Raw genomic sequence first — 24,686 nt, 5'->3', positions numbered from 1 at the left:
CTAATCCACAAAGGGATTGCTGATGCTTAGCCTGTCCTCGATGAGCTGATGATTTTGCATGTCTTCGCTGATTAGCTTTGTGCAGCCATGTTCCAGTGAGGAAGCAATAATCAAAGAATCCCAGTAGCTGTACCGATAACGGTTTCGGATCAGATAAGAGTTTGTTACGGTGTCTTTTGATAAGGCAACCACTTCAATAGCCTGTGTTAGTTGTCGTGAGCTTTCCTGAATATCAAGGTCGTCAATTTTGTTTTTTAGCAAGGCACTGTAATACTCGCTTAAAACCTGGGTGGAAATGATCATTTCGGTATCGCGGTAAAGTCGTTGCAAACATTCGACCGCTTTAAGATGCTTGTTATGGGATTGGGTATTGTCGGTATCGAGATAGGCGTAGACCCAAATATTGGTATCGACGAAAACCTTATCGGTCATGCAATTCATCTCTGCTGAAAACGGCCAGGTTTTCTACTTTTTTGCTTTGTTTTAAAAATCGGTCAAAAGCAAGCTCATCTTTTTTATCGCCGATTTCATCGACCATAACGATGATTTTAGCTTTATTGCTGTTTTGTAATTCTTTATAGCGGGCAGGGATATGAACGATGCCGTTGTCGATATGGGTTTCAAATTCTACTGCATACATGGCTTTCACCGTAGGGATTGGAGATGGCTGGATTCTAACACCGAATGTTGTAACTCGGTAAGGCGGACTTGTAGGGCGACAATAACGTACTGTATTGCGCCGTATGACACATTAAGCTCAGCTAGGGTTAGTGTTTGATCTGATCCAATCTGCAAACTCTGTTTCGGTCAGGCTACCGTCAGCGAGTTTTAAAATGGTGACAATGCATGACGGATCATCGGCAATCAATTCCTGTCCGTTTAAAGCAAGGAACAGCTCCATTACTGTGAAAGCTGTGCGTTTGTTGCCGTCGATAAAAGGATGGTCGCGGGAAAGGTCAAAACCATAGGCGGCGGAAGGAGCGGCGAGGTCTGGATCACACCGTAGCCGATTAAGTTCTGCGGACGAAACAAGGCGGACTCCTGTAGTCCGCGATCACGAACGCCAACAGGGCCGCCATGTTCTGCCAAGTGCTCCTCATGCAGAGCAAGGACAACAGATTCTCAATCCATACGACTGACATTATTTTGCCAGTTCGTGCAAAACTTCACGGCGCTTTTTCATGATTTGCCGTGCCAGAGTCATTTGTTTTTCAAATTCCGGGTCATAGGGTGTCAGCCGGAAGCCTTCAGGGGATTCGGTCAGGTACACTTTGTCGCCTTTTTCGAGGTGCAGCTTGTCCAACGCTTCCTTGGGTAAAACAACGCCCACGGAATTGCCAATAGTTATAAGTTTGAGGGTTAACATGACGTCGCCTTGTTATAACGTAAGTAAGCACACTAAAGGGTGAATGGGAGTATATCCACACAAATATTGATTTTACGCTGACCCTAAGCAGAAGTTTGAAGATCAGTGAATACAAAAAAAGCAGCGTAATCCGAAATGCTTCATTTAGGCAGTATAACTACCCGATGCGGTCTTGCCGCCGCGTCCGGTCCAGTCGGTATGGAAGAATCGGCCTCTGGGCTGATCTACCCGTTCATAAGTATGGGCGCCGAAATAGTCCCGTTGCGCCTGCAATAAGTTGGCCGGTAATTTTTCACTGCGATAGCCGTCGTAATAGGCCAGGGCGGAAGAGAGCGCCGGGGTCGGGATGCTTAACTCAATACCCAATATAACCGCTTTGCGCCAGCCTGCGTCGGCTTGCTTCATGGCGCTGGCAAAGAAATCGGCGAACAGCAGGTTTTCCAAATCGGGATCGGCGTCATAGGCTTCTTTGATGTCGTTTAAAAAACGGCTGCGAATAATACAGCCGCCGCGCCACATCAGGGCTATATCGCCGTAATTGAGCGACAGGTTGTATTCCTCCGACGCTTCGCGCATCAAGCGAAAGCCTTGGGCATAAGAAATAATTTTGGCGGCGTACAAGGCATCGCCAATGGCGCTGATGATGTCTTTCTTGTTGCCGATAAACCTCAGGGCTTTTTTAGGGAGTATCGACGCGGCTTTAACCCGCTCGTCTTTTTGGGCGGATACGCAACGGGCGAATACCGCTTCGCCGATCAAGGTCAACGGAATGCCCAAGTCCAGCGCGTCGATCACGGTCCATTTGCCGGTGCCTTTTTGTCCTGCAACGTCGAGGATTTTCTTCAGCAGCAACTGACCATCGTCATCTTTGTAGGCCAAAATGGCGGCGGTAATTTCAATCAGGTAAGAGCTTAACGGACCCTGATTCCATGCCGCAAATATGGTGCGTAATTCATTCGCGCCCAAGCTTAAGCCGTCGGACAGCAATTGATAAGCTTCGCCGATCAGTTGCATGTCGCCGTATTCAATGCCGTTGTGCACCATTTTGACGTAGTGGCCGGCCCCGTTATCGCCAACCCATTCGCAGCAAGGTTCGCCATCGACCTGCGCGCTGATGGTTTGCAAAATGGGTTTGACGATAGGCCAGGCTTCTTCATTGCCGCCGGGCATAATGGAGGGCCCGTGTCTTGCGCCTTCTTCCCCGCCGGAAACGCCGGCGCCTACGAAAAGGATATTTTGTTCTTTTAGGGCAAGTGTGCGGCGGGTGGTATCGGTGAATAGCGAGTTGCCGCCATCAATAATAATGTCGCCGGCCGATAACAGCGGCACTAACTTGTCGATATACTGATCGACAACTTCGCCCGCTTTTACCATCAGCATAATGATGCGCGGCGATTCCAGATTGTCGACCAGCTCTTCCAGCGAGTGCGTGCCGATAATCTCGGTATCTTTGGCCGGGCCGTCCAGGAACTCATCGACAGTACTGGTCGTACGATTAAAGACCGCGACTTTAAAATCATGGTCGTCCATATTAAGAGCCAGATTTTGACCCATGACTGCCAAACCGATTAAACCGATATTTGCTTTCATATTTATTTTCGCGCTTAAAAGAAGGAGGATGAAATTTACTAACGTAAGATGGCTAATCGCTCGTTCCCCGGATTTTAAACAGCGATTCTGAAGCTCTCGTTAAGCCAATTGCTTACTCGGCACCTGTTTTACCTTGCGCCTTTGGATAAACAACAACGATGAAATCGGAAACGCTACAAGCGGAGGTATCTTTGCTGAGCTTGTCGGATCGATTTCCGGCAACAGCCGATGTTCATGCAGCCATGACACAGAACTGTTCGGGTTATCGAGCATTTACAGCGCGCTGTATTGGCCGGACAGCTAGGGAGAAGAGGGTAGAGCAAACGGCTTGCTCAGACAATCAGTAGACTTACCTAATTTGATGTGTTCAATTACGGCATTTCCAATTGGTGAATTAGCTTACCGTTCGCCCTGAGCTTGTCGAAGGGCCGATACCTCTTAGGTATGGCTCGACAAGCTCAGGGCAATGGAAGAAAGGCTGTAACTTAGATGTCGAAATCCAATTCAAAACCGCCGTAAGCAAAAATAGGCATGCCGGGACGCGGACCGTAGGGTTGCCTGGAGACCAGGTATTGCTCGTCGGCCAGATTTTGCACGCCGCCAAGAATTTTAATGCCTTTGGCAACCTTATAATATGCGGAGACATCGGCGATAACATAGTCGTCGGTTTTGCCGAAGCGCGCATCGGGCGTTCCTGCGCCGTTGACTTGAACCCCGGTATTATTGGCGCTGGTGAATGTTTCGCCGACATAATTGCCGGAAACATCGACACCCCACTTGTTGAAGTGCAGCCCACTGCCGAAGCTGAGCGCGTATTCCGGTATATACGGTACTTTGTTGCCTTTTTTGCCGTAACTGAAAATCGACTCCGCATCGGTCGAAGTGGCATTATTCAACTGCTCAGTATCGGTATAAGTAAACGACAGGAAGTAAGGGTTGCTAAAGCTCCAGTCAAATGCTTTACCGGCATCAAAATTCATCGCCATTTCGACGCCTCGGCTATCGACTGCACCGAAGTTTTCGCTTTGCCCGGTTCCGGCGCCACCGATATTATTGACCACCAGCAAATTCTCGAACTGGGTATAAAAACCGGTCATTTCCGCAGAAAAAGCGCCATGGCTATAACGCCCGCCTAATTCGTAGGCATTGCTGGATTCTTCTTTCAGTTTGTCAATCACGGCATTTTGCGGGCTCGGCGGTGAAAATCCGCGATGGGCGCTGCCGAACATCATGAAATCTTCGTTAAAGCGGTAATCCAGACTGGCCCCGCCAGCATACATATCCAGAGAGCTTCTACCGTTTGTACTTGGGCTGAGGCTATTTTTGTACACTTGATTCAAATGTTCATAACGCATACCGGGCGTAAATCCCCATTTCCCCAGTTCGATCCGGTCTTTCAGGAAAAACGCATAAGCATTGGTCAGGCCGGAACGGTCATCCTGGCTGCCTGGCGCACCGACAGTCGTGCTTGTAATTGTGCCGTTGGCCGCTTGTCTATGGGTAGTATCGTGCTGAAACCGGGTTTCCTGGTCTTCGTGATAACGGAAGCCGCCATTAAGTTCATGCTGTGTCGAGCCTACGTCGAAACGGTAATTCGCCGCTGTTTCCACGCCGCCCGCATAATAACTGCGATTGTTGTCCCGAACACGCAATTGGCAGGCCAGATCGCCTTTAAGACAGGCTAAGCCGTTGCCGCCGTTGGTGCCGGCCAATGCATTCGCTAAATCCATATTTTGCGTACCTACTCCAGAGGCGTTAGGCACATTGCGAATGTCGTTCAGTTTGCTCCAGTTACGGTCAAACTCGTTGTAATACGCCGTTGTAACAATATCCAAGTTGTCGGTCGGCGATATGAAGTAACGCGCAAAACCGCCGTTTCGTTGTGAATCTATATTGTCAAAACGCGATGCCGAATAGCGCCGGTAGGGATCGTTTCTAAAATCGGCTTCGCTTAGACCCAGATAGGTTTCATCCGCATCCATGCTGGAATAACCGTACTTGACTTCAAGCTTTTGATAGATGTCGGTATTCGGTTCCCAGGATAAACGCACCATCGGTTCAACCTGTTGGAAGCCGGTTTGGTCGGCGTTTTGAAAATCCGGTGTGGTATCGATGCTTTTGAAGCCATCCGAGCCGCGATAAAAACCTTCCACCAAGTAGCCGAAGCGACCCTGTGCGGTGTCCACGGTATCGCCGACATAACCCTGCGTTCTCACTTCATTGTAACTGCCATAGATGGTTTTGAGATAAGCCTTGCCGCTGTCGGGAATCGCAGTGGACAAGTAGTTGAGTACGCCGCCGGTAATATGCGGGCCGTATTTGATTTGACTGGAGCCTTTCAAGACTTCCACGCCGCTCATGCGGCCGCCGGCCGGATTGAAGTAAGCGGCCGGCGCTGAATAGGAGGCGGGAGCCGTCAATACGCCATCTTCCATGACGGTGATCTTGGCGCTGCGAGTCGTATCCACGCCGCGAAAACTGATGTTGGGAAATAGCCCGAAGCCGTCCTCTTCACGGATATTGACGCCGGGAGCGCGTCGTAAAATGCGGTTAATATCGCTATAACTTTGATCGCGGATCTGTTCGGTACTGATGACCTGGGCAGAAGCCGGTATATCTTTTGCTGCGGTGGCATCGCCGATAATGTTGACGGTATCCAGGATGACGGGTTTTTCTACTGCGCTGGCCGGTACGCTCAAGGCGGCCAGCGCAGTCAGCACCCCGCCTTTAAATAATCGATTATTATTTTTCATTTACACGATCTCTCACAAAATAATTGGTAAATACAGTATAGGATAGATAGCAATGTTGTTACAAACGATTCTTATTTAAAATTTAAAATAAGGTTTTATGCTGCCGCTTAATTTCCAATTTAGGCAAGAGTCGTCATACCGGCAGAGAATGTTGGTATTCAAAGGCAGGGAGGGTGCTTTTAAAACATCATCGCTGTTTAGAGGTTTTGGAGTCTCACATCCTTTTGCCTGGATTCGCTTCACGCTCTAACAGGTGGGTATATCTGCCGGATGAGGGCGTTTCGTAGCCCTTTACAGCATAATGGTGAAAAAAATCTAATTGAATTTTGAGAAACGGGGCTTGAGCCGTTACTGACTATTTTTGTAACTGCGAGATCAAGCTCTTAATTGCAGATTCTTGCGACATGATGCTTTCGCATAAGCGGAACTGGCCGATTGCGCGTCGCAGGTTTTGCTCGGGCTCTGTAACCTTGAAATACAGGTTTCCTTTCAAATAGTCGGTATAAAAGCGGAGTCCTAATTCAAAGGGGATCAGCCGCATGGCGGGGTATAGATAGTGGTAATCGTACTCGGTAAAAAACGCACCGGCCTCGTGCAGGTAGCTTTTTAACAGGGCGGCGCAAATATCCGGATCGAACACGACCGGCTCGGCGGTGTGGCAGCAAGATCGCACGCAATCGCCAATGTCGTAATGAACCAAGCCCGGCTTGACGGTGTCCAAATCGATAAGGCTGACGATTTTTTTGCTGCGCTTATCAAACAGGAAATTATTCAATTTGGGGTCGCCATGGATAACCCGCAAGGACAGCAAACCTTGCTGTCTGGCGGATTCCAAGTCATCGGCGATAGGCTGAAACCGGGCGATAAAGTCAGTGCAATAGCGGTCTTCGGGGGTGGACGGTTGCCGCCTTACCTGATGGTAATGCTTTAAATAGCCCGGCGTTATATGGAAGCCGGGCAAGGTGTCATGCAACAGCGAGGGGATAAGATCGCTAGTCAAGCGGTGAAAATGCCCCAAAGCAAAGCCAACCTGTTCAGCATCGCCGACGGAGCCGATGGTCTCAATGCTCTCGGTATTGGCAATAAAGCTCAACGCCCGCCAGCAATCGCTGTTTTCATCCTGATACAGCGCTTTATTATCTAAGGTTGTCAAAATTTTCGGAATTTGCAGCCTAACCGATTCACTGGGTTTTTGCGCGATATGCTGATTCAGCGTCGTCAGGTTGGCCATGATTTGCTCCGGCGCAGGAAAAACCGTGCGGTTTATGCGTTGCAGAACAAAAGGGGAGAATGGCGCCGCAACCCGATAAGTATCGTTGATCAGGCCGTTGCCGAGCGGGGTTATCTCGGTAACGATGTTGGCGAACTGCTTGGCGGTAGAGAGTAATGTGTTCATCAACTTAGAAAATCATTTTGCCCACGAAAGGCACGAAAAACACGAACAAAACACAATTATTTTGTTTTTTCGTGCCTTTCGTGGACAATTCATTAAGCAGATTCTTTGGCTTTGATTAATGTCGTTAACGTTTTCAGCGCCTGCCCCCTGTGACTCAGCGAATTTTTAACCTCCGGAGGTAATTCCGCCGAGGCACAGTTCCGCTCCGGCACCCAGAAGACTGGGTCATAGCCGAAACCGTTCTCGCCAACCGCATGGTCCAAAATCCTGCCTTCCCAAACGCCTTGGGCGATCACAGGGCAAGGATCGTTCGCGTGCTCCATAAACACCATCACGCAGATAAACCGCGCCGTGCGCAGTTCAGCCGGGACGCCTTCAAGCTCCCGCAACAGCTTGTCCACATTGTCCTGGTCGCTGGCGCCGACTCCGGCATACCGAGCGGAAATCACGCCCGGCGCGCCGTTCAGCGCATCAACAACCAGTCCCGAATCATCGGCTATCGCCGGCAATTGGCAATGCAGCGCCGCATTTCTGGCTTTTAAAATGGCGTTTTCCACAAACGTGGAGCCGGTTTCTTCCGCGTCGATCACATTAAACGCGGACTGCGGCACGATTGGGTGATCCGCCAACATCGCCTGAATTTCCCTGATTTTGCCGGGATTGCCGCTGGCCAGTACGATTTTTTGTAAGGTCGACAAGGTCATTTATGATTTTCTATCGCGAGTCGTTGTTTTTCCAGTAATTTTTTGATGCCATTGCCTGCCAGCTCCAGCATTGCATCCAGTTCTTCTTTCCTGAATGCATGGCCTTCAGCGGTACCCTGCACTTCAATAAACGCCGCGGCATCGTTCATCACCACATTCATATCGGTCTCGGCATTGCTGTCCTCGGCATAATCCAGGTCCAGCACCGGCACGCCGTTAAAAATGCCTACAGAAACCGAAGCCACTTGTCCGTGCAACGGATTAGTCTTGATTTGTTTGCGTTTGAGCATCTTTTGTACCGCCAGCGACAGTGCGACAAAACCGCCGGTAATCGACGCGGTACGGGTCCCGCCATCGGCTTGCAACACATCGCAATCGACGGTGATGGTATGTTCGCCCAATGCCTTTAAATCAATCGCCGCCCTAAGGGAACGGCCAATCAAGCGCTGAATTTCCAGGGTACGGCCGCCCTGTTTACCGTGGCTGGCTTCCCGTCCCATCCGGGTATGGGTCGAGCGCGGCAACATGCCGTATTCGGCGGTAATCCAGCCTTCGCCCTTGCCTTTAAGAAAGCGCGGCACACTCCTGTCGACACTGGCTGTACAAAGCACCCGGGTATCGCCGAATTCAACCAGGACAGAGCCTTCTGCATGTTTGGTAAAACCGCAGGTAAATTTAATGTCTCTTAGTTGATCCGGATTACGTCCGCTTGGTCTCATAGTTGTTCCGCTAAAATGAAAACCCCACAGTATACCTGAACAGCGCTTTGTCCGGCTGTTCAATTTGGAATAATTAGCCGGCAAGAGCCTGCTGCAATTCGGCAACCGACTGCGGACGGTTTTCCGGCTGCAAGGCCATGGCCCAGTCGATGGCTTCTAGCAGATGCTGCGGAAACTTTTTATTAAACGCCTTGACTGCGGGAACCAGTGTGTCCTGCCGCGCCCTGTCTTGTGCAGGAACCGGAGCTTTATTTTCCAGGCAACTGCGCATGCTCGCGCCCACTGCATAAATATCCGTCCATGGGCCTAACTGGGCGCTCAAGTCATGCTGCTCTATCGGCGAGTAGCCTTTGGTCAGAACCTTGCTTTGCTTGCCCAGATGCGATTTCGGAAAGCTCTGAATCGCGCCAAAATCAAGTAATAACGCGTCATTGCCCGGCCGCACCAGGATGTTGGAGGGCTTAATATCGAGATGGATATATTGTTGGCTGTGAATATGCCCCAGCCCTGCCAGTAACGAGTTGAACAAGGTCAATAAAAAGTCTTCGGAAACAGACAACGACTTATTTCTCAACAGCTTATCCAGCGTAACCCCATAGTCATAAGTCATCACCATATAAACGGTAGAATTGGCTTTAAAAAAACCGATCACTTCGACAATATTGGGATGCTTTAAGGTCGACAACACCTTGGCTTCCTCAAAGAACAATACCCGGCCGCGCTTGAACAACGTCGCGGCTTCTTCGCTGTTGGCGACAACTTTATTGTTCCAGGTCCGGTGCGCAAACTTGCGGGGCAGATATTCCTTGATAGCGACCTGAAACTGGTCGTGTACCTGCCGGGCCAGATAAACGGAACTGAAACCGCCGTGCGCCAACTCCCTCTCAATGACATACTGGTCTATAATGGTGCCAGTTTGCAGGTAGTTCCACTCTTTGGGATAAGTTTGCGGATCGTAGTATTCAGCCATTGGGTTGCTTGTTTGTATGTGAGCCCGTTAATTATAGGTGAAAAATGATTAGAAGCATGACCGCGTTTGCCGTTAACGAGACAGAAATCGGCGACTTGACCATCAGCTGTGAATTGCGCTCGGTTAACCACCGTTACTGCGACATTAGCTTAAGACTGCCGGAACGCCTGCGTTTTGTTGAAGCCGAGCTACGCTCAGCCATTGCCGCAAAGATCAACCGAGGCAAAGTCGAATGCTCATTGAATTACAAAAAACAGGCTAAAAACGGGCAAATTTACAACATAAACACCGATGCCGTAGCGACGCTGCTTGCCGCGACCAATTCCATAGAACAGCAAATGCTTGGCCCCTTGTCCTTTTCGGCGCTGGATGTGCTGGCGTTTCCCGGTATTCAGCAGGAACCGGATATTGACAAGGAGCAACTCAGTCTGGGGATCGTCGCTCTTGTCGACCAGACCTTGGCGCAGCTCGTGGAAGCGAGGGAAAGAGAGGGCGCGCAGCTTAAACTGCTGATTGAAGAGCGTTGCGCAAAAATGCTGATTTTTGTCGTTTCAGCAGGCAAACGCATGCCGGAAGTGTTGCTGCTGATTCGCAATAAATTGAAAGACCGGATTACCGAACTGGTCGCACAGCCCGATTTTGACCGCTTGGAGCAGGAACTGGTTCTGCTGGCCCAAAAGCTGGACATCACCGAAGAACTCGACAGGCTGGAAACCCATATCGCTGAAGTGCTGCGGGTACTTAACCAAAAAGACCCGGTCGGCAGGCGGCTGGATTTTTTAATGCAGGAATTGAACCGTGAAGCCAATACCTTGGGCTCTAAATCGACCGACAAGGAAATGACTAAAATAGCCATCGAGCTTAAAGTGCTGATCGAGCAAATGCGCGAACAGATACAAAATATTGAGTAGCGCTTCAAGCCTAGTTCAAAGCGAAAAGCGCGGCTGCCGAGCGTAACAACTTAAGCCCGTATTTTTACAAATATTATCGTTGCCACAACGGATAATGAGGCGAAAATTTGGCGGCCTGCTGCCCGAGTGTCTTGGGGAGGGGGGTTAATGAGGTGGGAGCATATATGCAAGAGACCGGTAGTAATCGGCGGAAGTGATTTTCGTCCCCATTAGCGCCATAGTTCTACCGTTTGTATGCGTTCAAGAAGAACACCAAAATGGCTGAGAGCCGATAGAGCGCTCTTTGCCGCTAGAGAGAAGGACATAGCCAATAAGCCGGGTTTTAGCTTGAGATTAAACAGTAAAGGCAACCATAGTTGAATTTATTGAAACAAGAACTGATCCCAAATGCCGGCATTTTAAAAGCTGGAAATTCAGCGCCTTGTTAACGTGATGGTTTAAATTGCAATTAATAGAAGTTCCTTATGGCGGTTCAACAGGCACGAAGAGGAAAAAGTATCATGACATCTCCCAGTAACTTATCTCGACTTTCGCGCTGCCTCTGGCTGGTCTTGGGGATGTTTGTCTTTTTCGCCATCCTTTTTGTCATATACGTTCATTCGGAAAAGCAAGTTGATCGTGCCAATGAGCTGCGGCTTCAATCGCACTTGTTGGCTGACGAATTACGCCAGTCATCGGATGATCTCACCCGGATGGTGCGCAGTTATGTCATTACCGCCAACCCGGTTTATAAACAACACTACCAGGAAACTCTCGATATCCGCGACGGCAAGATCTCTCGCCCGCTCAATTATCATAATATCTATTGGGACTTGGTGCTGGCTGATGACCAGCGGCCGTGGCTGGACAGCGGGCAAAAGATTGCCTTGCTGGACCTGATGGGACAAGCCGGTTTTACCGAGGAAGAATTTGCCAGGCTTGCAACAGCCAAGGCTAATTCGGATGGTCTTACCCGCGTTGAATTTGCGGCAATGAAGCTGCTCGAATCGACAGCCATACCTACTGACGCCAATCGCCTCAAGGCAAGCCAAATGCTGAACGATGCGGCCTATCATCAGGCCAAGGCCGATATCATGCAGCCGATCAGCGAGTTCTACCAATTGATGAGCCAGCGCACCCTGGACGCCGTTCATATTGCGAAAAATACAGCCATGCTAATGCGCATGGCGTTCATCGCTTCCGGTCTGTTGTTGATACTCATGCTGTGGCGCGCTTGCCGGGCTTTATATACCACACTGGGTTCATCGGTGGATGAACTGTATGAGCGCATTAAATGCATAGGTCGCGGCGATTTTTCATCGCCGATTGTCGTCCCGCGAGGCATGGAAAATAGTATGCTGGCCTGGCTGTCGGAAACGCAAATCAACCTTGCCAAAAATGACGCCCGGCGCAGGGAGGCCGAACTCAGGAATGAGCGCATGACCCAGCTCTATGCCGCTTTGAGCCAGTGCAATCAAGCTATCGTGCGTTGTAATGATGAAGCAGAGTTGTTTGCGCAGATTTGCTGTGATGCGGTGACTTTCGGCGGCATGAAAATGGCCTGGATAGGCATGTTGGATGAACAAAGCAAACAGCTTAATCCGGTCGAGTCATATGGCAGCGGCACGGAATATTTGGAAGGGATTGACATTTCTGTTGATGAAAACAAGGCTTCCGGTCGCGGCCCAGCCGGAACATCGATGCGCGAGGATCGGCCTTTCTGGTGTCAGGATTATCAGCATGATCCCGCCACTGTAGTATGGCGCGAGCGCGGTGCAAAGTTCGGGTGGAAGGCTTCAGCTTCGCTGCCGTTGCACAGAAACGGCGCGGTCGTAGGCGTTTTCATACTATACGCCGCAGAAATCAATGCCTTTGATCAATCGGCGCGCGACCTGCTGGTTGAAATGGCGATGGACATCGATTATGCGCTGAACAGTTTTGAGCACGAGTCGCTGCGCAGGCACGCTGAAAGCTCACTCGCAGACTCACACCATCTGCTTAAAATGATCATCGATACGGCTCCCATCCGCGTATTCTGGAAGGATACAAAACTACGTTATATGGGCTGCAACCCTGCTTTTGCCAAAGATGCGGGAGTGGATTCAACGCAAGATATCATCGGTAAGGACGATTTTCAGCTGGCATGGAAAGAGCAGGCCGAACACTACCGAGCGGACGATTTGCGGGTAATGAGTTCAAATAGCCCCAAGCTTGCTTTTGAAGAACATCAAACTATGCCTGATGGAAAAAACATCTGGCTACGGACGTCCAAAGTGCCGCTCCAGAATGAAGCGAACGAAACGATCGGTTTGCTGGGTATTTATGAAGATATCACCGAGCAAAAGCACTCTGAGGAACGCATCCACTATCTGGCAAATTTCGATTTACTGACCGGGCTCCCGAACCGCACGCAACTGAATGATCATCTTAACTATGCCCTCAGCCTGGCAAAGTGCGGCAACGGCCATCTGGCATTGATGTTTCTCGATCTCGACCATTTCAAAGATATCAATGATTCGCTCGGTCATAGTATTGGCGACGCCTTGCTGGTTGAATTGGCGAAACGTCTGCGCCTCGCGCTTCGAACGGAGGACACCGTGACCCGCTTGGGCGGAGACGAATTTATTTTATTATTGCCTGGAGTCAATGCCATCGGAGCCGCGCATGTTGCGCAAAAGTTGCTGGACGCCATTGCCGAGTCCTATTTGATCGAACTCTATGAGCTGGCTTTGACAGCATCGATCGGCATTGCGCTTTATCCGGAAGATGGCGGGGATCTGGAAACGCTCTGCAAGAGCGCAGATGCCGCCATGTATCGAGCCAAACAGGAAGGCCGCCAATGCTATCGTTTTTTTACCCACGAAATGCAAGCGCATTCGGCCCGCAATCTGCAATTGCTGAATGCACTGCATCACGCGCTGGAACGGAACCAGTTGCAAATCTATTACCAGCCGCAAGTGGCCCTGCACGACCGGCGTATCATTGGAGCGGAAGCTTTGCTGCGCTGGCAGCATCCTGAATTAGGCATGGTGTCTCCGGCAGATTTTATTCCGGTCGCGGAAGGCAGCGGGCTGATCCTGCCGATCGGCGAATGGGTGTTAAGGTGCGCGGTGCGGCAGGCAAAAGCCTGGATGGATGAGGGTTTTGCACCGCTGACTATGGCCGTGAATCTGTCCGCGGTGCAGTTTCGTCATCCCGATTTGCCCGAGCTGGTCACGCGCATACTCGACGAAGAGGGCTTGCCGCCCGAGTATCTGGAACTGGAGTTGACTGAAAGCGTGGCAATGCACAATCCGCAAGGCGTTATTGCCGTGATGAATAACCTGCATGAGTGCGGCGTTCGCATGTCGATTGACGACTTCGGTACCGGCTATTCCTCGCTGAGCTATCTGAAGAAATTCAAGGTGTACAAACTCAAGATCGACCAATCCTTTGTGCGCGACATCAGTACCGACCCGGAGGATAAGGCTATCGTCAGCGCCGTTATCAATTTGGCGAAGAGTCTTGGCCTTAAAACCATTGCCGAAGGCGTGGAAACAGAAGGGCAACTCGCGTTTTTGCGCGAGCAGGGTTGCGATGAGATGCAGGGTTATCTGTTCAGCAAGCCGGTGCTTGCCAGGCAATTTGAAGCTTTGCTGAAGCAAAACGTTGTTTTTGATGAGATGCCGAAGCCGCTTCGCCAGCCATGAAATAGCTAGATGCAGTTGATGCGCGGCTTGAAGCGGGCAGGGAGCGACGCCACGCCACGCCTAACCGGGCAAATACGGATGTGTTCCGCGTTAACTTTGAAAGGATACTGAAAGGTTGCAATGTTAAACTCTGAATGGGCGAAGCGCTTTTGAAGCGAGTGTAAACATAACAAATTTAGTTTACAGACTCTTACCTTTTGCAATCTGGCATAACCGTTGAAGGACTATTGATAGTTTGCAAGGTTAATGCTTGCCAAGCAACAACCTTAACGTACAATTGCCAATCCTTGAAACTACCAGACAACAGAGCATAAGGAATACTACAATCATGGGGATACTCAGCATACTGCTCTGGACGCCGGCTGCCGGAGTCTTGCTCTTGGCCTTAACTTCCGGCCAGAACATTCGGCTAATCCGCTATATTGCAAATCTGTTTACTACCATCGCTTTTTTATTGGTGTGCTGGCTGCTGAGCATCTATAACGCGCATGATGCGGGTTTACAGTTTAATGAATATTATCCGCTTAACCCCAAGCTAGGCAGCGCTTACGCATTGGGCATAGACGGCTTATCGATGCCGATGCTGGTATTGGCGACCTTGCTCACCTCGATCTCATTGCTGGTTTCAGCCAACGTATCCACCGGTATCAAGGGCTACCATATCTGCATATTGCTGCTTGAATTCGGGATGTTGGGCGTGTTTCTGGCTCAGGATTGGGCATTGTTCTATATCTTCTGGGAAGTGACGTTAATTCCGCTATTCTTTCTGATTGGCCGCTGGGGCGGCAAACGGCGGCACACGGCCAGCCTTAATTTCGTACTGTACACGATGGGCGGCTCGGTTTTTATGTTGATCAGCCTGTTGGCGATCAGCCAGTATGATCTTGAACACGGCGGTTCCTTAATGTCCTCCATGCATCAGGCCGCGCAAGACATGCCAAGGGTTGAGCAGGTCCTGGTGCTGCTGGGTTTTGTGATCGGTTTTGGGGTTAAGATGCCGATTTTTCCGCTGCACGGCTGGCTGCCGCTGGCGCATGTCGAAGCGCCCAGCCCGGTCAGCATTTTGCTGTCCGGTATCTTGCTGAAAATGGGCGCTTATGGCTTGATCAGGGCGGTAGTGATGCTGCCGGAGGCCGCTAAATTGTTGCAGTCGATGCTGTTTTTTCTGGGATTGTTCGGCATGCTTTACGGCGGATTACTGGCCTGGCGGCAAAGCGATCTCAAAGCCATGGTAGCCTATTCTTCAATCAGCCATATGGGTATCGTGTTGCTGGGCCTCGCGACACTGAATGAAACGGGCATTACCGGTGCGGTTTTACAGATGACCGCACACGGCCTGATTGCCGGGGCGCTGTTTCTGCTGGTCGGCCTGCTGTATGAACGTACCCATACCCGCAACATTCAGGATTACAGCTCACTGATTCAGGTGATGCCGCGTTTTGCGCTGTTCATGACCTTAACCTTGTTGGCGGCAATGGGGCTACCGGGTTCGGTCGGCTTTATTGCCGAGCTGCATACGCTGATCGGCGGTTTCAGTACGTTTCCAAGCGCCGGGATGAGCATGGGCGTGATGGTGTTTTTTAGCGTCAGCATTTTAATCGGAGCCGCCTACGCGATGCGCACCGTCAGTCTGTTGTTTACCGGGCCGGTAAAAGCGCAAATGCGACACATTGAAGATTTGAGGGCGCCGGAAATGCTGGCTGTCGGGATACTGGTGACAGGCATCGTGTTGTTCGGCTTGCAACCCACTCCGCTGCTTGATTTGTCCTCAGCCACTATCAGCCAGATGAACGACGTGATCCGGCAACGGATTTTGTAGGATTAGCATGCAAGAGACTCCTTTGTATAAGAACCCCGCGTTGCGCGACCAAATCGCTCATGCGCTGAACCATCTGGATCATGTTCTGCCAGGGCAAGCGCCGATCCTCGATTTCGTGCATCACAATACCTTGCATGGCTTTCAGCATCTGCCGTTTGACGAGGCGCTGGCTGAATTCGAAGCCTTAACCGGTATCGGCGGTTACCTTCCCGAAGCGCAAAACCGCGATTTTTACCGACAAGGGCGCATTGATGATCGCGACTTGGCGGCAGCCTTTGCCCAACATCCAGCCTTGCAGGCAGAGCAAATTGTTTGCCGCTTGAAAGACAAAACCATCATCCGGCAGGATATCTGCTGCATTGCTTTGTTATTCGATCTGTCAGAGGTCAGCATCAGCCAATTGAACTGGCAAATAGAAGAGCTGGCGGCGCTGGATGCAGTGCAAGCCGATGTGCCCGAGTCGATCCGGCAGCGCTTGTCCGCCGATAGCAACATGATCCGGCAATTGTGGGAAAATATTTTAATCAAGCTCGGGCTGGAGCAGGCGGCATTACACCCGGAAAACATGCTGGATTTGTCGCTGGAACAGGCGGAAGACTGGCTGGAGCATGGCGCCAGCATTCCCAAGCAGGAAAATGGCGCATCCACCGCGTCTGCTCCCGGCAGTCCTTCGGCATACACACCATCCCTGGCGATCGTCGCGCCGGTTCCCGACCTGTCTGCGACATGCATACCATCCTTGGCGATCGCCTCGTCTGTTCCCGACAGACCAGCGGCATACACACCATCCTTGGCGATAACACATCAGCAAATGCGGGAGCAGGCAGGCGCAGCATTGGATGATCTGCTGGGCCAAATAGGCGACGACATTAGTTTGCGAGGTTTTATTTTGGCCTTGACGGGCGTAGATATTCTCGACGCTATCCGTTCGCAGCTGATACGTTTTTGCGCATCAGGGCTGGATGAAGGCGTAGCGGCATGGCAGTTGCCAGAGCGCAGCCGGTTGGGACTTTATGCCGCTTGGCGGGCAACGGCTCAGTATGACGCAAATCCTTTCTTGCATGAGTTACACGACTGGCAACAAATTATCGCCGAATTGCCCGAAGATGCACTCGATACCATCATTCTGCAACTCGACCACCTGGAAATACCGCAAGCGCACTGGGAGGGCTACCTTCGCCGCCTGGCGCTGGAAATACCCGGTTGGTCCGGGCTGATCAACTGGCGGCAGCATCACCCCAGCTATCAAACACCCAATGATGCAGCGCCGACACTGGCCGATTATTTGGCCATACGCCTGACACTGGACCGGCTGTGGCTGAATCAGGTTTGCCGCGATACCTGGAAAATCGAAGCCAAGCTCAGCTCAATTCAAAGCTATTTCCGGAAAAACTTGTCGGAATTCATGGTGCGCAGCTGTCTGTATCAAAGCGACTTACCGGAATATCTGACCCATCGGGCGGAATCGCTGACCTTGCATGCCGGCTCCGAACGCTATGACCGTAGCGATTGGCATCAACTTGCCGACCTGATTTGGACTTGGCGGTGCTGTCCGTTGGCGGATAAACATTCTGTAGCCGTGCATTCGGCAATCGCTCCTGCATCCATGCAGGCGTCGCCGCATAACAGCGGCTGGCGACTGTTTCGTTTGTGTCAGCATCTGGGCCTTGATGCCGCGGATGTGCAACAAATGGGTGCCAACGATTTACAAGCCATGTTGGCGGTGCTGGATGAATTCACCGTGGCCGAGCGCAGCAAAGTCTGGCTGACGGCTTACGAGCATCATTATAAAGAGAGCTTCTTTCGCGCCGTGCGCGCCAATCATCAGCGCGGCCGCTGGGCCGGACGCGGGCAGCGCCCCGATTCGCAGCTCGTGTTCTGCATGGACGACCGCGAAGAGAGCTTTCGCCGCCATCTTGAAGAGTTCAACCCCGCTGTTGAAACACTGGGCGCCGCCGGGTTTTTCGGCGTTGCCATGAATTACAAGGGCCTGGACGACAGTAAAGTCACGCCGCTGTGCCCGGTGGTGGTAACGCCGGTGCATGAAGTCCATGAAGTGCCGGGTCCCGGCAGCGAAGCTTCCGCTCCTCGGCAATCGCTCCTGCATTGCTCTACCTCCTGCATCCATGACAGTCGTGCTCACGCCCCTCGCCTACGTCCTGTAGGCGAATCGTCGCTGCTAAAACATAGCCGCGGCCGTAAGCTGAACCAATGGCTTGCCAAACAAGTGCATCAGGGCTTGCGCCGTAATTTGTTGCTGTCGCAGCCGATTATCGATGCGGTAGCGCCGGTTACCCTCGCCGGATTATTGGCTAAAGCGCTGTTTCCCAAATCGCAACAAAGATTGGTTTCCGGCATGGCAAAGCGGGTTTCGCCGGAGGTTAAAACGCAATTGCAGTTTACGTCTACCGATCAGACGATTGCCTCGCCGGAGCGCCCCAAACTGGGATTTACCGATAGCGAACAGGCCGACCGTGTTTCAGGCTTCCTGCGCAATATCGGGCTGACTTACGGGTTCGCGGAACTGGTCGTACTGATGGGGCACGGCTCGATCAGCCAGAATAACCCGCATTTGGCGGCTTACGATTGCGGTGCCTGTAGCGGCCGGCACGGCGGACCGAATGCCAGGGTATTTGCGGCCATGGCTAACCGTCCTGAAATACGCAAGCTGCTGGCGGAACGCGGTATCGCTATTCCGCCCGATACCTGGTTTATCGGCGCCGAGCATAACACCTGCAATGAAGAGGTCAGCTGGTATGACCTCGACCGGCTTCCCGCCGAACGGCAGGCCGGGCTAAGCAAGCTACAGCAGGAATTACGGCATGCCCAACAGATGTCGGCGCACGAACGCTGCCGCAGGCTGGCGTCTGCGCCGCGCAACCCGACGCCCGAACAGGCTTTGGCGCATATCGAGGAACGCGCCGCCGATTTCTCCCAGGCGCGGCCTGAACTCGGTCATGCCACCAATGCCTCGGCGGTTGTCGGCCGGCGTTCCTTAACGCAAGGCGCATTTTTTGACCGCCGGGTGTTTCTGATTTCCTACGATCCGACCCAGGATCCTGACGGTAAGATATTGGAAGGCATTTTGCTGGCGGTGGCTCCGGTCGGCGCAGGCATTAATCTGGAATACTATTTTTCCACCGTCAACAACGAACGCTTCGGCTGCGGTACGAAAGTGCCGCATAACGTCACCGGCTTTTTCGGTGTCATGGAAGGGGCGAGCAGCGATTTACGCACCGGACTGCCGCGGCAAATGATTGAGATCCACGAGCCGATGCGCCTGCAGATTATGGTTGAAGCCAAAACAACGGTGCTGGCAGAAATCTATCAGCGCCAGGAAAGCATACGTGAGCTGGTTGCAGGCGGCTGGGTGCTTCTGAGCGCTAAAGACCCTGATAGTGCCGATATTTTTGTATTTAAGCCCGGCACAGGTTTTGTACTTTGGCAGGCTGAGGCAGAAGACTTGCCGGTTCGGGATAATTCGCCGGATTGTTATCGGGATCAAACATTGCCGGTCGCGCCAATGCTGATCAAGCAACCTGAACGATTTGGAGTTAGGTAATGGATGCACTCGTTGTTTTAATTCCCTTAATGCCGTTGGCCGGGGCTTTGGCTATCGGCATCGGGCACCTGTTTGGCGTCATCAGCGGCGAAGCCGGTGAAAGCAGAACCGCAGATATAGCCGGTTGGACGATTATTATGTCCAGCTTGCTGGCTTTGACCTTGCTGGGAGCCGATTTGCTGGGGAAAAATGCCGGCTTCTATAAGGTAGGGCACTGGCTGAACAGCGATACGCTGGATATACAAATCAACTTTATCACCGGCGGTTTTAATGTCTGGCTGGCGGCGCTGTTTTCAATACTGTTGGCAATAGTCATCCAATTTTCGGTTAACTATATGCACCGGGAGGCGGGCTACCACCGGTTCTTTTTTATTCTGAGCCTGTTCTCGTCGGCAATACTGTTGCTGGTGTTATCGGGTAATGTAGTCGGCACTTTTATCGGTTGGGAAGTGGCAGGGTTATGTTCTTATTTTTTGATAGCTTACGCCTATGACCGTCCGGTTGCCGCTGCAAATGCGACGCGGGTTTTTATTACCAACCGTATTGGCGACGCCGCATTTTTGCTGGGTGCAGGCTTAAGCTACGCATGGCTTGGCAGCGTTAACTGGAGCAATATCAATGCCGCATCCGCACAGTTCAGTCCGGGCGAAGCGACCGCCATTGCGCTGTGTTTCGCAGTCGCCGCTTTTGCCAAATCCGCGCAGCTGCCTTTTACCCCTTGGCTGGCCAGAGCGATGGAAGGACCTACGCCGTCCAGCGCGGTATTTTACGGCGCGGTCATGGTACATGCCGGTGTTTATCTGATCATTTTGCTGAGGCCGGTTTTCGAACATGCGCCCTTGGCTATGGCTGTGGTCGCCATAGTGGGTTTGATGACAGCTGTTTATGGCTTTGTGGTCGGGTTGACCCAGACCGACGTTAAAAGCTCGCTGATTTTTGCGACATCCGGGCAATTGGGGCTGATGTTCCTGGAATGCGGCCTGGGCTTTTGGCAACTGGCCGGCTGGCATCTTTGCGCCCATGCGGTGGTTCGCGGTTATCAGTTCCTGACTGCGCCGTCATTAATGCACAACGTCCAGGGCTTACGCGCCGAAGCCTCCCGGCTAGACTCTGCGCCTCTTTGGGTTTATGTCGCATCCTTGCAGCGTTTCTGGCTGGACCAGGTTACCGATTGGGCGCTGGTTAAGCCGGTACGCGGCTTGGCGCATGACCTGAGTTATTTTGACGATCATGTCGTTGACCGGATCATGGGGATTCCCGATCCGGCTATCCGGACCATATCGTCACTCGCACAACTGGAAGAACGCATGGTTGGCGCCCGACTGGATACTGACTCGGATAAATTTGCCCATGGCAGCGGTCTGGCGGGAAAACTTACCGAATGGATGGCGGCCGTGCTGCACTGGTTCGAGGACCGCTTCGTATTGCGCGGCGTCGGCAAAAATGCCATCAATTATGGCCGGGAGCTTGGCCATATCGCCAACAAGTTTGAACAATCAGTGCTCAGACCCCGCTATCTGGTGTTGTTTGTGTTTATAACATTGCTAGTTGCATTTTGAGGCCGTGATGGATATTACTGTTAACCACTGGTCGCAACTGGCGGCTTTCCCGCTGCTTACCGCGTTGACGCTGGTTCCGCTGGCGTCGATGATCGCCATCCTGCTGTCGAAGTCGTCGACGGTGGCACTGCGCTTTGGCTTTGCCGGAGCGTCGGTCACGGTATTGCTTAGCTTTTATCTGCTGAGTGTTTTTGATTCTGCCACCCCTGGCATTCATCTGGCCGAGCACTTCAATTTTGCGGGCCTCAGTTACAGTGTCGGTGTCGATGGGTCTAATATCTTGTTTATTCCGCTGACCGCCATTTTAACCTTGCTCGCGCTGATTTATACCTTGATTACCCGGCATGTAACCGACCGGTTGTTCATTGCCTGCTTGTTGGGTTATGAAACCGTATTGATCGGCGCGTTTGCCGCGCTGAATGTGATGCAGTTCTGGCTATGGTGCGTGTTGGAACTGATTCCTGTGGCGCTGCTGACGATTCACGCCGGAACCGGGCAAAATCGGCGCTGGGTTGTCGTGAAGTTGCTGCAATACTGGGGCAGCGGCTTGCTGATGACGCTGACTGGCTTCTTGTTACTGGCTTTCGGCTTAATCGATTCCGAACATGCGCTGACTTTCGATTGGCTGACGCTTAAACAGAATAATGCCTATCTGCACGATGAGGTATTGATTTTCGTGCTGCTGTTCTTCGGCTTTGCGATACGGATGCCGTTATTTCCGTTTCACGGCTGGTTGCCGGTGCTGGCAGAGCAGGGCACGGTCGCCAGCGCCGTGATTTATCTGGTGGGCTTGAAGCTGGGCATTTATGCGGTTATCCGCTTTATTTTGCCGATGGTGCCCGGCGTTGCCGAACAATGGTCAGGCTTTGTAGTGATACTGGGTTTGATCAGCATTTTTTACGGCGCCTTGCTGGCACTGATGCAAATCAATATTCGCCGTTTGCTGGCTTTTGCGGTCATCAGCCAGACCGGCATGCTGGTCATCGGCGCTTTCTGTTTTAACGAAAACGGCCTGGAAGGCAGCCTGTTGCTGTCCGTGGCCTATGGTCTGGCGACGGCGGGCATGTTGTTTAGCGTCGGGCTGGTTTACGAGCGCACCCGCACCGCTTATCTGCCGCGTCTGGGTGGACTGTTCGATACCAACACAACCTTGGCTGTGCTGTTTTTGGTTTCTGCGCTGAGCACCATGGTCATGCCCGGCACGCCGGGATTCGATGCTGCGCATTTGCTGGTCGAAGGGATTATCGAAGAAGACGGCTGGCTGCTTGCCATCGCCATTTTGCTCGGTAACGTAATGTCTGCCGCGTTCTTGTTATGGGCTTTCCAGCGGGCTTTCATGGCAAACCCCAAGCGTGCCGAGCAACCTTACAGCTGCGCGCACCACCCGGTTTGGATCGAGCGTCTTATCGCCGCAGTAATTTGCCTGTTGCTGATCGGTACCGGCTTTTACACAACGCCGTGGCTGAATTTTATAGACCAGGATGCGGTCGTTATCGGCGAGCAATTTCCGATACACGGCTCACAATCCAATGACGATACCAAGGACGGCCAACATGAGTAATGCAAGTTTCCCTGTTTTAAGCCTGATCATTCTGCTGCCCTTATTGGGCGCGATGGCCATAGCCGTGACTCGCGATATCCGTTTGGCTAAAACCGTCGCACTGCTGTTTGCCACGCTGGAGTTAATCGCCACAGGGGTGACGGTGCAACTGTTTAATGCCAACCTTGGCAACAGCTTTCAACTGGTTGAACAACATGCCTGGATACCGAGCCTGAACATCGAATACCTGGTTGGAGTGGATGGCATTTCGGTGCTGTTTTTGCCGATGTCGGCACTGCTGACGCTAATGGCGATCATCGCCTCATGGAATTCGGTGCAGCACCTGACCCGTTTCCATTTTGCGTTATTACTGGCATTGGAAAGCATCACCATCGGCGTTTTTGTGGCGCTGGATATGGCGCTGTTCTTTTTGTTCTGGGAACTGACCTTGCCGCCGATATTCTTTTTAATCGGTTTATGGGGCATAGGTTCCGGAAGGCGTAGCGCGGCGATAAAGTACACGATGTTTATGCTGTTCGGCGGCGTGCCGTTACTGTTTGCGATTATCATACTGGCGGTTAATCATGCCACCGTAGCAGGCGGCAGCATTCCTCAGGGGCTGGCCTTCAGCTTGCCGGTATTGCTGGGAACGCCATTGCCGGACAGCCTGCAAACGTTGGTATTTTTATTATTACTGCTCGGCTTTGCCGTTAAAGCGCCTTTGGTGCCGTTTCATACCTGGCTGCCCACTGTAGCAATGGAAGGCCCGACCCAGCTAACTGCCCTGCTGACCGGCTTGAAGCTCGGCGCTTTCGGCATCATCCGTTTTGCAATGCCTCTGGCGCCAACCGCCGCCGTTCAATACAGCTGGGTGTTAGGCATACTCGGCGCGATAACGCTGGTGTACAGCGCGTTGATTGCGTTGCAGCAGACCAATTTGCGCCGCTTATTGGCTTATGCCAGCGTCAGCCATGTCGGGCTGGTTATCGTCGGCGTTGCCTCCCTGACTATGCAAGGCATACAGGGGGCGATTTTTCAATTGCTGAATTTCACGATGGTTGCCGGTTCCCTGATGCTGGTGGCCGGTTTTATCCAGCATCGATTGGGCAGTACCGAAGCCATTCATCTGGGCGGTCTGGCTAAAGTCATGCCGCGCCTGGCCTGCTTTTATTTTTTATTTGTGCTGGCCAGCATAGGCTTGCCCGGAACCAGCGGCTTTCCTGCCGAGCTACTGCTGATTATCAGCACCATGCTGGCGCACCCCAGCATCAGCATCGCAGCCCTGATCGGAGTGATATTGAGCGCCGCCTATATGCTGACCTTTACCCGCCGGGCTTTTTTCGGCCCTGTGACTCAGGCAAGCGTCAGACAAGTGCAGGATTTGCGGCCCCGCGAGCTGACGCTGTTGTGCGTGTCAGCGTTGTTGATATTGGGGTTTGGTTTCTTCCCTAATGGCGTGCTGAAAACTAATCGGGCAACAGCGGAGGCCTGGTTAAGCCGGATAATGGATCAGCCGGTGCTGGTGAGTGAGTCTGGGCGGAATTAAAAAATACAGCCTGGTAGGGTACGCACTGCGTACCTTTTCGGATTAAATTCATCGGAAAAATTTGAAAATGGTACGCGATGCGTACCCTACGGCTGCTACTCGTCTGCACGAAATTGTTAAAGAACGCCGTTCCATTACGCCTGATACTGCACTGCGCTTGGCGCGTTATTTCGGTGGCGATGCCCAATCCTGGCTGAATCTGCAAACCGCTTACGACTTGCGCGTGGCGGAGCAACAAGCCTTGGCCGTCATCGAGAAAGAGGTTTTACCACGCGAGGCGGCTTGAGCATTCCTACCCGCTAAGTAAGTGCATGAAATAACTTGAGCATTTTATTCCCCTCACCCCAATCCTCTCCCGAAGGGAGAGGGAGCAAGTTGTTGAAGTTATTCCGTGCGCGTACTTAAGCAGGTATTACGCATCATCAACCTGATCGGCCAACGCGGTCAGTTTTTTGACGAGCTCCGGTAATTGCTTCTGACTTTACGCGCGGACCATGGCATGAGTCATTTGCGGCCTTTGCGGCCTTTGCGCGGGACTTTATCGTAAAGATGCAAATGTGCGAGGGGAATTACCAATAGCTCT

General features: G+C 52.0%; 19 protein-coding genes. 8 read left to right on the top strand and 11 right to left on the bottom strand.

The window, feature by feature from the left end:
* The 10 genes from M0R47_RS03485 to M0R47_RS03445 all read right to left on the bottom strand — a co-directional run bounded on the left by M0R47_RS03485 (position 1) and on the right by M0R47_RS03445 (position 9,498).
* Positions 1-432: a PIN domain-containing protein gene (locus M0R47_RS03485; protein WP_292550367.1), complete on the bottom strand. Its 432-nt coding sequence runs from the start codon at positions 430-432 to the stop codon at positions 1-3.
* Entirely contained in the window at positions 422-640 is a 219-nt protein-coding gene (locus M0R47_RS03480) for a hypothetical protein (protein WP_292550365.1), read from the bottom strand. The genes M0R47_RS03485 and M0R47_RS03480 overlap by 11 nt, the downstream gene beginning before the upstream one ends.
* 117 nt (positions 641-757) lie before the next feature.
* Positions 758-934 carry a hypothetical protein gene (locus M0R47_RS21850; protein WP_366513162.1) on the bottom strand — a complete coding sequence of 59 codons (177 nt, stop codon included), beginning with the start codon at positions 932-934 and terminating at the stop codon, positions 758-760.
* 207 nt (positions 935-1,141) lie between these two features.
* Positions 1,142-1,366 carry an AbrB/MazE/SpoVT family DNA-binding domain-containing protein gene (locus tag M0R47_RS03475; protein ID WP_292550363.1) on the bottom strand — a complete coding sequence of 75 codons (225 nt, stop codon included), beginning with the start codon at positions 1,364-1,366 and terminating at the stop codon, positions 1,142-1,144.
* 144 nt (positions 1,367-1,510) lie between these two features.
* Positions 1,511-2,956, bottom strand: coding sequence for a decarboxylating NADP(+)-dependent phosphogluconate dehydrogenase (gnd, locus tag M0R47_RS03470; protein WP_292550360.1), 1,446 nt, complete (start codon positions 2,954-2,956; stop codon positions 1,511-1,513).
* A 485-nt stretch (positions 2,957-3,441) separates the two neighbouring features.
* Entirely contained in the window at positions 3,442-5,709 is a 2,268-nt protein-coding gene (locus M0R47_RS03465) for a TonB-dependent receptor (protein ID WP_292550357.1), read from the bottom strand.
* Between the two features lie 355 nt (positions 5,710-6,064).
* Positions 6,065-7,105, bottom strand: a complete 1,041-nt coding sequence (locus M0R47_RS03460; RefSeq protein ID WP_292550355.1) for an aminoglycoside phosphotransferase family protein — start codon at positions 7,103-7,105, stop codon at positions 6,065-6,067.
* Positions 7,106-7,197: 92 nt separating this feature from the next.
* Entirely contained in the window at positions 7,198-7,809 is a 612-nt protein-coding gene (gene rdgB, locus M0R47_RS03455; RefSeq protein WP_292550353.1) for an RdgB/HAM1 family non-canonical purine NTP pyrophosphatase, read from the bottom strand.
* Positions 7,806-8,528 (bottom strand): ribonuclease PH, encoded by a 723-nt coding sequence (gene rph, locus M0R47_RS03450; RefSeq protein WP_292550351.1) that lies wholly within the window; start codon positions 8,526-8,528, stop codon positions 7,806-7,808. The genes rdgB and rph overlap by 4 nt, the downstream gene beginning before the upstream one ends.
* Positions 8,529-8,601: 73 nt before the next feature.
* Entirely contained in the window at positions 8,602-9,498 is an 897-nt protein-coding gene (locus M0R47_RS03445) for a serine/threonine-protein kinase (protein WP_292550348.1), read from the bottom strand.
* A 44-nt stretch (positions 9,499-9,542) separates the two neighbouring features.
* Between M0R47_RS03445 and M0R47_RS03440 the strand changes: the two genes are divergently transcribed.
* The 8 genes from M0R47_RS03440 (at position 9,543) to M0R47_RS03405 (ending at position 24,389) form a co-directional block, all read left to right on the top strand.
* Positions 9,543-10,409 carry a YicC/YloC family endoribonuclease gene (locus M0R47_RS03440; protein ID WP_292550346.1) on the top strand — a complete coding sequence of 289 codons (867 nt, stop codon included), beginning with the start codon at positions 9,543-9,545 and terminating at the stop codon, positions 10,407-10,409.
* Positions 10,410-10,909: 500 nt separating this feature from the next.
* On the top strand, positions 10,910-14,077 hold the full coding sequence (locus tag M0R47_RS03435) for an EAL domain-containing protein (protein ID WP_292550344.1): 3,168 nt from the start codon (positions 10,910-10,912) through the stop codon (positions 14,075-14,077).
* 328 nt (positions 14,078-14,405) lie between these two features.
* Positions 14,406-15,896, top strand: a complete 1,491-nt coding sequence (locus M0R47_RS03430; RefSeq protein WP_292550342.1) for an NADH-quinone oxidoreductase subunit M — start codon at positions 14,406-14,408, stop codon at positions 15,894-15,896.
* A 7-nt stretch (positions 15,897-15,903) separates the two neighbouring features.
* Entirely contained in the window at positions 15,904-19,458 is a 3,555-nt protein-coding gene (locus M0R47_RS03425; protein ID WP_292550339.1) for a DUF2309 domain-containing protein, read from the top strand.
* Positions 19,458-21,017, top strand: coding sequence for a proton-conducting transporter membrane subunit (locus M0R47_RS03420; RefSeq protein WP_292550337.1), 1,560 nt, complete (start codon positions 19,458-19,460; stop codon positions 21,015-21,017). The genes M0R47_RS03425 and M0R47_RS03420 overlap by 1 nt, the downstream gene beginning before the upstream one ends.
* 7 nt (positions 21,018-21,024) lie before the next feature.
* On the top strand, positions 21,025-22,578 hold the full coding sequence (locus M0R47_RS03415) for an NADH-quinone oxidoreductase subunit M (protein WP_292550334.1): 1,554 nt from the start codon (positions 21,025-21,027) through the stop codon (positions 22,576-22,578).
* Complete coding sequence (locus tag M0R47_RS03410) at positions 22,571-24,103, top strand: NADH-quinone oxidoreductase subunit M (protein WP_292550332.1); 1,533 nt, start codon at positions 22,571-22,573, stop codon at positions 24,101-24,103. Before M0R47_RS03415 ends, M0R47_RS03410 begins: the two co-directional genes overlap by 8 nt.
* Before the next feature lie 67 nt (positions 24,104-24,170).
* On the top strand, positions 24,171-24,389 hold the full coding sequence (locus M0R47_RS03405; RefSeq protein WP_292550330.1) for a HigA family addiction module antitoxin: 219 nt from the start codon (positions 24,171-24,173) through the stop codon (positions 24,387-24,389).
* A gap of 218 nt (positions 24,390-24,607) precedes the next feature.
* On the opposite strand, the gene M0R47_RS21845 is transcribed toward M0R47_RS03405, so the two are convergent.
* On the bottom strand, positions 24,608-24,658 hold the full coding sequence (locus tag M0R47_RS21845; protein ID WP_366513161.1) for a hypothetical protein: 51 nt from the start codon (positions 24,656-24,658) through the stop codon (positions 24,608-24,610).
* Positions 24,659-24,686: the final 28 nt, after the last annotated feature.

Origin of the sequence: Methylobacter sp. (assembly GCF_023227905.1) — a bacterium.
Classification (GTDB): Bacteria; Pseudomonadota; Gammaproteobacteria; order Methylococcales; family Methylomonadaceae; genus Methylobacter_A.
The sequence above is the reverse complement of the archived record's forward strand: the minus strand, read 5'-3'. Positions and strand labels throughout refer to the sequence as shown.